At 73.5% G+C, this 9,209-nt stretch carries 10 protein-coding genes; 6 read left to right on the top strand and 4 right to left on the bottom strand.

The window, feature by feature from the left end:
* Positions 1 to 145: citrate/2-methylcitrate synthase (locus tag ETD96_RS34910; protein WP_274704666.1), on the bottom strand; the 145-nt coding region annotated here is incomplete at its 3' end.
* Between the two features lie 183 nt (positions 146 to 328).
* Between ETD96_RS34910 and pdxH the strand changes: the two genes are divergently transcribed.
* Together pdxH and ETD96_RS34900 are read left to right on the top strand one after the other, a co-directional pair.
* Positions 329 to 994 (top strand): pyridoxamine 5'-phosphate oxidase, encoded by a 666-nt coding sequence (pdxH, locus tag ETD96_RS34905; protein ID WP_240808451.1) that lies wholly within the window; start codon positions 329 to 331, stop codon positions 992 to 994.
* On the top strand, positions 991 to 2,406 hold the full coding sequence (locus tag ETD96_RS34900) for an MFS transporter (RefSeq protein ID WP_138640745.1): 1,416 nt from the start codon (positions 991 to 993) through the stop codon (positions 2,404 to 2,406). The genes pdxH and ETD96_RS34900 overlap by 4 nt, the downstream gene beginning before the upstream one ends.
* A 33-nt stretch (positions 2,407 to 2,439) precedes the next feature.
* Here ETD96_RS34900 and ETD96_RS34895 read toward each other — a convergent pair whose 3' ends face one another.
* Entirely contained in the window at positions 2,440 to 3,144 is a 705-nt protein-coding gene (locus tag ETD96_RS34895; RefSeq protein WP_138640744.1) for a UdgX family uracil-DNA binding protein, read from the bottom strand.
* Positions 3,145 to 3,242: 98 nt separating this feature from the next.
* Between ETD96_RS34895 and ETD96_RS34890 the strand changes: the two genes are divergently transcribed.
* From ETD96_RS34890 to ETD96_RS34880, 3 genes are all read left to right on the top strand, one after another.
* A complete protein-coding gene (locus ETD96_RS34890) occupies positions 3,243 to 3,944 on the top strand; it encodes an iron-dependent transcriptional repressor DtxR (RefSeq protein ID WP_138640743.1) in 702 nt (233 codons plus the stop codon).
* 192 nt (positions 3,945 to 4,136) lie between these two features.
* Positions 4,137 to 6,464 carry an ATP-binding SpoIIE family protein phosphatase gene (locus tag ETD96_RS34885; RefSeq protein WP_138640742.1) on the top strand — a complete coding sequence of 776 codons (2,328 nt, stop codon included), beginning with the start codon at positions 4,137 to 4,139 and terminating at the stop codon, positions 6,462 to 6,464.
* A 2-nt stretch (positions 6,465 to 6,466) separates the two neighbouring features.
* On the top strand, positions 6,467 to 7,462 hold the full coding sequence (locus ETD96_RS34880) for a zinc-dependent alcohol dehydrogenase family protein (RefSeq protein WP_138640741.1): 996 nt from the start codon (positions 6,467 to 6,469) through the stop codon (positions 7,460 to 7,462).
* A gap of 19 nt (positions 7,463 to 7,481) precedes the next feature.
* Here ETD96_RS34880 and ETD96_RS34875 read toward each other — a convergent pair whose 3' ends face one another.
* Entirely contained in the window at positions 7,482 to 8,327 is an 846-nt protein-coding gene (locus ETD96_RS34875) for a methyltransferase domain-containing protein (RefSeq protein ID WP_240808450.1), read from the bottom strand.
* 156 nt (positions 8,328 to 8,483) lie between these two features.
* Positions 8,484 to 8,645 (bottom strand): hypothetical protein, encoded by a 162-nt coding sequence (locus tag ETD96_RS45275; protein WP_165964158.1) that lies wholly within the window; start codon positions 8,643 to 8,645, stop codon positions 8,484 to 8,486.
* Positions 8,646 to 8,782: 137 nt separating this feature from the next.
* On the opposite strand from ETD96_RS45275, the gene ETD96_RS34870 reads away from it, so the two are divergent.
* A complete protein-coding gene (locus ETD96_RS34870) occupies positions 8,783 to 9,202 on the top strand; it encodes a hypothetical protein (protein WP_240808449.1) in 420 nt (139 codons plus the stop codon).
* Positions 9,203 to 9,209 lie beyond the last annotated feature (7 nt).

Raw genomic sequence — 9,209 nt, 5'->3', positions numbered from 1 at the left:
CCCAGGCGTCGCCGAAGGAGACGCGGCCGACGAGTTCCTCGATGTCGACGCCCCGGTAGCGGAGGGCGCCGCCCTCCTTGTCCGGTTCGGCGATCTCGGTCTCGAAGGCCACGACCCCCTCGAGACCAGGTTTGAAGTCGGACATGTCGTCCTGCCTTTCGTCCCCAAGAGTGATAAGGCGGTGCCGTGCCATTGAACCCTGTCCGCCTTACTGACCAGTACCCAGGGGCCATGTGAGTTGCACAAGGCCCAGGTGAGAGGCTCTGACGCTGTGGATTCCGCAACGCCCGATCCCGCACGGCTCCGCAGATCCTACGAGGCGGGCGAATTGTCCGAGTCGGCGCTCCCCGCCGATCCGCTCGCGCTGTTCGCCGCGTGGTTCGCCGACGTGCACGCCGCCGGCCTCGCCGAGCCGAACGCGATGGTGCTCGCGACCGCGTCCGCCGACGCCGTCCCGAGCGCCCGGCTCGTGCTGCTCAAGGGGTACGGCCCGCAGGGTTTCCGGTTCTTCACGAACCTGATGTCCGACAAGGCGCGCGATCTCGCCGCGAACCCGCGCGCGGCGCTGGTGTTCCCCTGGCATCCGCTGTACCGGCAGGTGCGGGTCGCGGGTCCGGTGACCGAACTGTCGCGGGACGAGTCGGCCGCCTACTTCCGGACGCGCCCGTACGGGTCGCGGCTCGGCGCGTGGGCGAGCGAGCACCAGTCGGGCGTCATCCCCGGCCGGGAGGTGCTGGAGCGCGGCTACGCCGAGGCCGCCGCGCGCTGGCCGGATCCGGCCGCCGGGCAGCCGCCGGGGGCGCCGGACGGGGACGGCACCGACGTCGTCCCGCTGCCCGAGTTCTGGGGCGGCTACCGCCTGGTCCCCGAGTCGATCGAGTTCTGGCAGGGCCGCCGCGACCGGCTGCACGACCGGATTCGTTACCGCCGCGAAGTATCTCCGGGGGGTGCGGAGGAGCCGGGGGAGTGGACGGCGGAGAGACTGTCCCCGTGACATCGGAACAGCAGCCATCCCCCGCCGACACTCCTGACACCGCCGAGCGCTCCGGCACGGGCGCGGCATCCGGAGAGGAGCCGGCGGAACCCGGGGAACCCGCGAAACCCGGCGAGCGGGCGGGGCCGGAGGAGCCCGCCGCGCCGCGGCCGGGCGCCCGCGGCAGGCTGCGGCGGCTGGCGATCGACGTCCGGCCGCTGCGGCGGCCGGAGTACCGGCGGCTGTGGCTCGGGCAGGGCGTCTCGTTCGTCGGGTTCCAGGTCACCGCCGTCGCCGTGCCCGTCCAGGTGTACGACATGACGCGGTCGTCGCTGTGGGTCGGCGTGCTCGGCTTCGTCAACCTCGCCCCGCTGATCGTGTTCGGGCTGTGGGGCGGCGCGATCGCCGACCACATGGACCGGCGCCGGCTGCTGTTCGCGTCGTCCTGCGTGATGTGGGCGGCGACGCTGCTGCTGCTCGTCCAGTCGCTGCTCGGCGTCGAGAGCCTCACCCTGATCATGGCGGTGGTGGCGGTCCAGGCGATGGGGTTCGCGGTGGCCTCGCCGACCCGCAGCGCGATCATCCCCCGGCTGGTGGACCGGGACCTCGTCCCGGCGGCCAACACCCTCAACTTCACCGCCAGCCAGTTCGGGATGCTGGCCGGGCCGCTGTTCGCCGGCGTGCTGCTCGCGCACTGGCACTACGCGGCGGCCTACGCGCTGGACGCTGTACTGTTCACCGTCGTCCTCTACGCGGCGCTGCGGCTGCCGCCGATCCCGCCGCTGGGCGACGTCACCGGCTCGCCGGGGCTGCGGTCGGTGATCGACGGGCTGAGCTACCTGGCGACGCAGCCGGTGCTGCTGATGTCGTTCGTCGTGGACATCATCGCGATGGCGATCGCGATGCCGCGCGCCCTGTTCCCCGAGGTGGCGGAGACCCGGTTCGGCGGGGAGGGCGCGGTCGGCTGGCTGTTCGCCGCGATCGCGATCGGCGCGTTCCTCGGCGGGCTGTCGTCCGGCTGGATCGGGCGGGTGCACCGGCAGGGGTTCGCCCTCGTGGCCTCCATCGTGGTGTGGGGGCTGGCCGTGGCGGCGGCCGGGCTCGCCGGCTCGCTGTGGCTCGCGGTGGCGCTGCTCGCCGTGGGCGGCGCGGCCGACCTGGTGTCGGCGGTCTTCCGCCAGTCGATGCTCCAGACGTACGCGCCGGACAAGCTGCGCGGCCGGCTCCAGGGCGTGTTCACCGTGGTCGTCGCGGGCGGCCCCCGGCTCGGGGACGTGCGGGCGGGCGCGACCGCGAGCGTCGCCGGCGCGACCGCGTCCTGGGTGGGCGGCGGCCTGGCCTGCGCGGCGCTGGTGGTCGTCGCGGCGGTCGCCGTCCCGGCGCTCGTCCGCTACGACACCCGCACGGCCGAGGCGGTCACGGTCGAGCCCTGACCCCGCGGCCCGGCGGATGTGTGCGCTGCGGGCTCAGCCGAGCGCGGACGCGACGATCTTCAGGTCGTCCAGGAGGCCCGCGTAGACGGCGTCGCGGTCCTCGGCGCGCAGCACGGCGGACGGGTGGATCGTCGCGAGCAGCCGCGTGTCGGCCTCCTCCGGCGGCGCCTCGCCGAGCTCGCGCCCGGCGGCCGGGGTGCCGATCGTCTCCAGGTCGGGCAGCGCCATCAGGCGCCCGCGCTGCTTCGTCACCCGGAACGACGAGCCGAGCAGCGCCTTGCCGGCCGTGGCGCCGAGCACGACGACGACGTCCGGTTCCAGGATCCGCAGCTCGGCCAGCAGCCAGGGGCGGCACGCGCGCATCTCCCCGGCGTTCGGCGTCTCGTGGATGCGCCGCTTCCCGGCCGCCTGCCGCTTGAACTTGAAGTGCTTGACGGCGTTGGTGACGTAGACGTCGCCGCGCTCGATCCCGGCCTCCTCCAGCGCCCGGTCGAGGACGCGTCCGGCGGGGCCGACGAACGGGCGGCCCTTGCGGTCCTCCTGGTCGCCGGGCTGCTCGCCGACGAGCACGACCCGCCCGCCCGGCGAGCCCTCGCCGAAGACGGTCTGGGTGGCGTCGGCGTAGAGGCCGCAGCCCCGGCAGCCGTCCGCCGCGCGGCGCAGGGCGCCGAGATCGCCGCGCTCCTCGGGCGTGCGGGGCAGGAACGGTTCCGCGTCCTGGGAAGGTTTCGCGTTCATCTTGCGTTCCCCTTACCCGGCTTCAGGGGGATATTCGCGGGGCCCGGCGGGGCCGTGCCCGAGCAAGTAGACTCCTGCCCATAAGACTGGAGGGAGCTGTGACCTCACACGGCCTTATCGATACCACGGAGATGTACCTCCGGACGGTTTTCGAGCTCGAAGAGGAGGGGATCATTCCCCTTCGCGCGCGCATCGCGGAGCGGCTCTCCCAGAGCGGCCCGACGGTGAGCCAGACGGTCGCGCGGATGGAGCGCGACGGCCTGCTCAGGGTCGAGGGCGATCGGCATCTCGCACTGACCGAAAGCGGTCGCGGTCTCGCCACGCGCGTCATGCGCAAGCACCGGCTGGCCGAGTGCCTGCTGGTCAACGTCATCGGCCTGCCCTGGGAGGACGTCCACATCGAGGCGTGCCGCTGGGAGCACGTGATGTCGGAGGACGTCGAGCGCCGCCTGGTCGCGCTGCTGGACAACCCGACCACCTGCCCGCACGGCAACCCGATCCCCGGTCTGGACGAACTCGGCGGCCACGGCGAGGACGGCGACCCCGCGCCGCTGTCGGTGATGACCGCCGTCGCGAGCCCCGGCGGCTCGGGCGCGGTGATCCGGCGGATCAGCGAGCAGGTGCAGAGCGACAGCGACCTGATGCTTAGACTCAAGCAGATAGGGATACAACCGGGACGAGAGGTGATTCTCCGGGCGACCGATGACGGGGTACGGGTGATCAGTGACGACGAGGACGAGGGGCCCGCGACAGAGCTGCCGCGCGACATCGCCGAACACGTCTTCGTCAGCAGGCGCTGACACGATCGGCGTGCGAGCACCGGTTCCGACGGTCTATACCGAAGATCTCCATACCATCGCGCCTTTCGGGCGTATCCCGGCGCCGGGTTCGTCGTTCAATACGACGAGACGAACTCATGCGCCGGCCGTACCGCCACGCCCGGTGAACAGCAGGCCGGGGACGGCGGCCGCCGGCAGGATCGGGATGGGGAGATGAACCACTGGGGGGAAGCGCCTGACGAGGCGCGTCTGCCACCCGAGACCGTCCTCGGCCAGATGGAGATGGCGGTCATCGTCTGCGACCGCTTCAGCAACGTCATCTACGGCAACGCGTTCGCGCGGCAGCTGTTCGGGTTCGGCGGCGACGAGATCATCGGGCACTCCATCCTGTCCCTGGGCATCGCCGAGGAGGACCACGAGCAGGCGACCGAGCTCGCCAAGCACGTCCTCAAGGGCGGCGTGTGGGAGGGCACCTTCTGCAACCTGCGCGCGGACGGCACCACCGTCTACACGCGGGCGCACGCGGTGCCGCTGCGGCACCCGTCCGGCGCGGTCGACGGCGTGGTCATCTTCGCGCGCGAGGCGCTCCGCTCCAACCAGCGCGAGCAGGAGCGCTACGGGCTGATGGAGCGGATCGGCGAGCGGCTCGCCGGGTCGCTGGAGCTGGAGAGCACCCTGCGCCGCGTCGCCGACACGCTCGTCCCGCAGTTCGCCGACCACTGCTTCATCGACCTCTACAGCGGCGACCGGCTGTACCGGCGGGTGTCGCGGCACGCCGGCGACTGGGAGCCGCCGCCCGGCACCTGGGCGGAGGTCGGCGAGCCGGTCTCCTACCCGCCCGGCCACTTCAGCGCCAAGGCGATGGACCGGCGCGACGCCGTCCTCGTCGAGGACATGATCCAGCACCGGTTCGCGGCGCCGACCGAGTCGTCCCGGCGGCTCGGCGTCGAGATGGGCATCACCTCGGTGATCTCCGCGCCGCTGCTGGTGCGCGGCGAGCTGCTCGGCGTGATGAGCCTCGCGCTGTCGAACCTGTCCAAGCGGCCCGACCCGCATTACGACGGCTTCGACCGCGACCTGCTCGGCGCGATCGCCAGCCGGGTCGCGCTGGCCGTCGACAACGCGCTGCTGTTCGAGGAGGAGCGCGACACCGCGCTCGCGTTCCAGAAGCACCTGCTGCCCGGCGACCGGCCGCCCCGCTTGGACGGCCTGCAGATCGCCTGGCGGTACGAGCCGGCCCGGCCGCTGGAGTCGCACGGGCACGGCATCCAGACGCAGGTCGGCGGCGACTGGTACGACGTCATCCCGCTCTCGGCGGGGCGGGTCGGGCTCGTCATCGGCGACGTCGAGGGGCGCGGCGCGCGCGCCGCCGCCGTCATGGGCCAGCTGCGCGCCGCGCTGCGCGCCTTCGCGCAGGACGACAAGCCGCCCGCCGACATACTGCGCAAGCTGGACGAGTGGGTCCGCACGATGACGCGCCCGGAGCGGATGCGCTCGGGGTGGAACAGCGACGACCTCGTCCGGCCGCCGCTCGTGTCCTGCACCTACTTCGTGTACGACGCCTGGTCGCGGGTGCTGGAGTTCGCCAACGCCGGGCACGACCCGCCCCTGCTCGTCGTCGACGGCGAGGTCCGGGAGCTGGAGTTCGAGAGCGAGGGCGGCATGCTCGGCCTGCGCGCCCCCGGCATGGGCGGGGAGATCCTCTTCAACGAGGAGACGACCGAGCTGAAGCCGGGCTCGACGCTCGTGCTCTACACCGACGGCCTCATCGACCGGCGGCCCAAGGACGACGGCGACTACTACACCCGCGAGGAGTCGCGGGAGATGGTCCGCGCCGCCGTCGCGAAGGCCGCGGGCGGCGGCGTCGAGGCGGTCGCCAACGCCGCCTACGACGCGGTGCCCGGCGACATCGACGACGACGTCGCGATCGTGGTGATCCGCACCGCGGGCGACGAGCTGGGCGTGGCGGAGCGCAGCTTCACCGCCGAGCCGATCATGGTGTCGGAGGCGCGCCGGATGGCCGCCGACACCTTCGCGGACTGGGGGATGCTCGACGAGCAGGCCGAGCTCGCGTGCCTGCTGGTCTCCGAGGTCGTCACGAACGTCGTCCTGCACGCCACGACCACGCCGACGCCGCGCCGCGAGATGGTCGTCCCGGTCGCGGCCGGGCCGCCCGGCCGCGGCGGCGAGCCGCTCGGCGCGCCGCCGCCCGTCCAGTTCAACACCGAGTTCGGCGCCGGGCTGGAGGGCGACCCGTTCGAGGGCGGCGCGTTCGACGAGGACGACTGGAACCTCGGCGCCGACCTCGGCCGCCGCGAGCCGCCGACCAAGGAGTTCCGGCTCCGGCTGCGGCGCGGCCACGACATGGTGTGGGTCGAGGTGTTCGACTCCGACATGCGGCTGCCGCGCATCCGCAGCGCCGGCGAGACCGACGAGGGCGGCCGCGGCCTCTACCTGGTCGACCAGCTCGCCACCCGGTGGGGCGCCCGCCCCACGGCCGATGGCAAGGCCGTCTGGTTCGAGCTGCCGCTGACGCCGTAGCGATGCGCGCCTGGGTGGTGGAGCGGCCGTCCCCGATCGCGTCGGGGCCGCTGCACCGCGCCGACCGCGAGGTGCCCTCGCCCGGCCCGGGCGAGCTGCTGGTCCGGGTGCTGGCGTGCGGCGTCTGCCGCACCGACCTGCACGTCGCGGAGGGCGACCTGCCCGTCCACCTGCCGGGGGTGACGCCCGGCCACGAGATCGTCGGCGAGGTCGCCGACGCGGGCCCCGGCTGCCTGCACCGTCCCGGCGACCGGGTCGGGGTGGCGTGGCTGCGCGGGACGTGCGGCGCCTGCCGGTTCTGCCGCCGCGGCGCCGAGAACCTGTGCCCGGCGTCGGTCTACACCGGCTGGGACGCGCACGGCGGCTACGCCGAGTACGCGACGGCCGTCGACGCCTACACCTACGCGCTGCCGCCCGAGCTGGACGACGTCCGCGCCGCGCCGCTGCTGTGCGCGGGCATCATCGGTTACCGGGCGCTGCGCCGCGCGGCCCTGCCGCCGGGCGGGCGGCTCGGCATCTGGGGGTTCGGCGGCTCCGCGCACCTGGCCGCGCAGGTCGCCCTCGCCGAGGGTGCCGACGTGCACGTCTTCACCCGCAGCCCGGCCGCGCGGGAGCTGGCCCGCGAGCTCGGGGCGTCCTGGGCGGGCGACTCCTTCGACGCGGCGCCCGCTCTGCTCGACGCGGCGATCGTCTTCGCGCCGGCGGGGGAACTGGTGCCCGCCGCGCTGGAGCGCCTCGACCGGGGCGGGACGTGCGCGGTCGCCGGCATCCACCTCAGCGACATCCCGGTGCTCGACTACCAGCGGCACCTGTTCCAGGAGCGGCAGGTCCGGTCGGTGACGGCGAACACGCGCGCGGACGGGGAGGAGTTCCTGACGCTGGCCGCGCGGCTGGACGTCGCCGTGACGACGCACGCCTACGGGCTGGACGAGGCCGACTGTGCGCTGGCCGACCTCGCCGCCGACCGGTTCACCGGGGCGGCCGTCCTCGTTCCGTAGGGCTCAGACGCCGGCGGGGTCAGCGGATCGGTTCGGCGGCGACGTGCGCCCAGGTCTGGGTGAACCACAGCTCGCCGCCGATGACGCGCGGCTTCGCGCCGGTCTTGGGGCCGCCGTCCACCTCGTCGAGCAGGGCTTCGCGGATGCGGTCGGCCGCCGCTTCGTCGCGGGCGCTGGCGAGCCACGGCTCGATGGGGCGCTCCACGGTGAACACGTCCAGCCGGCGGATGCTGCCGCCCGCCGAGGTGATCATCTCGGTGAGCCGGGCGATGGACGGGGTGCCGGGGTGGTCGGGGTCGCGGAGCCGCTCGATGCGGTCGCGCTCGGGGCCGGCGAGGTTGCCGCGGACGAGGTCGGCGACGACGACCCGCCCGTCCGGGCTGCAGACCCGCAGCAGCTCGCGCAGCACGCCGTCGGGGTCGCCCAGGGTGTAGAGCGAGAACCGGGCGGTGACGAGGGAGAACGCGTTGTCGCTGTACGGCAGCGCGGTGGCGTCCGCCTTGATCGTCGGACGGTCGGGGTCGATGGTGCGGGGCCGCAGGTCCTCGCGGGTGGTGGCCGCCGCGCGGGTGGCGGGCGGCGGTGAGTCGCCGTCGGTGATGCGGACCGGTCCAGTGCCGAACTCGACCGTCGCCATCCGCCGCGACGTACCTGGCGCGGGGTCGGCGGGCGCGGGCATCGCGTCCACGGCGGTCAGGTGGCGCACCTGCGGGCCGAGCGCGGCGGGCATCGGGCCGTGGCCGCGCGCCACGTCCAGGCAGATGTCGTTCTGGTCGGGCTCGACGAACTCCAGCAGCCGCCGCAGATGCGGGGCGATCGCGCCGCCGGTCCCCTGGATAGCGGTCGCGGGATGCGGCAGCGGCACTGGTGCACTCCCTTGTTTCGGACCGGCTCATCGGACGGGGTACCGCTCTCGTCCGGGCAGGGACGGCGAACGGGCGTGAAGCCGGTTTCGCCAGTTATGACTCGCTGTCGGGGTGGTTGGTTCGGGCGACCGGGCACCAATTCGTTGAACGTGCACTCAAGTGCGCAGGTAATTGCCGTACATCGTCAGCACCACCAGGACGAACACGGTGAGCACCGCGACCCTGGTGGGCATGGGCAGGCGGAGCCGCACCGCGACCCATCGCACGCAGAACGTGGCGAGGAGTGACACGACGACGAGCGCGAGGATGCCTTCCATGGTCACCTTCTGTCCGGGGGCGCCGGGGGAGCGCCCGGGGGAGTGCCGAGGGGTGCCGCCTCCTTGAAACGATAGACGTGTAAGGCGGGGGTTACCCGGGTCTCGGCAACGCGGCACCGCACAGATAGCCTCCCCTTGTGGCAGATGCGATGGAAATAGACGACCGGGGCAAAACCGAGGGCAGGGACCGGCTCGACGGCGCCATGAAGAACCTGGCGCGCGGCCGGATCGCCTTCGGTCTCGCGGCCCTGACCGCCCCGAAGCTGACCGTCCGGCTCATGCAGATGGGATCCGGTGACGACGCGGGCCGCGACTACCTGGTCCGGGCGTTCGGCGCCCGCGAGGTCGCGCTGGGCGCCGGCTACCTGCTGAGCGGCGACGAGTCGGGTCGCCGCCTGTGGACGCGGCTCGGCTTCGGCATCGACGTCCTGGACACGCTGAGCGCCGCCAAGACGCGTCCCGGGCTCCCGCTGTGGGTGACCGCGGCCACCGTGGGCATCGCGGGCGGCTGCGCGGGACTCGGCGCCGCGAAGGTCGCCCGCGACCTCATGGGCTGACCCTGGC

Source organism: Actinomadura geliboluensis, from assembly GCF_005889745.1.
Classification (GTDB): Bacteria; Actinomycetota; Actinomycetes; order Streptosporangiales; family Streptosporangiaceae; genus Spirillospora; species Spirillospora geliboluensis.
This window is presented reverse-complemented; position numbering and strand designations above follow the sequence as displayed.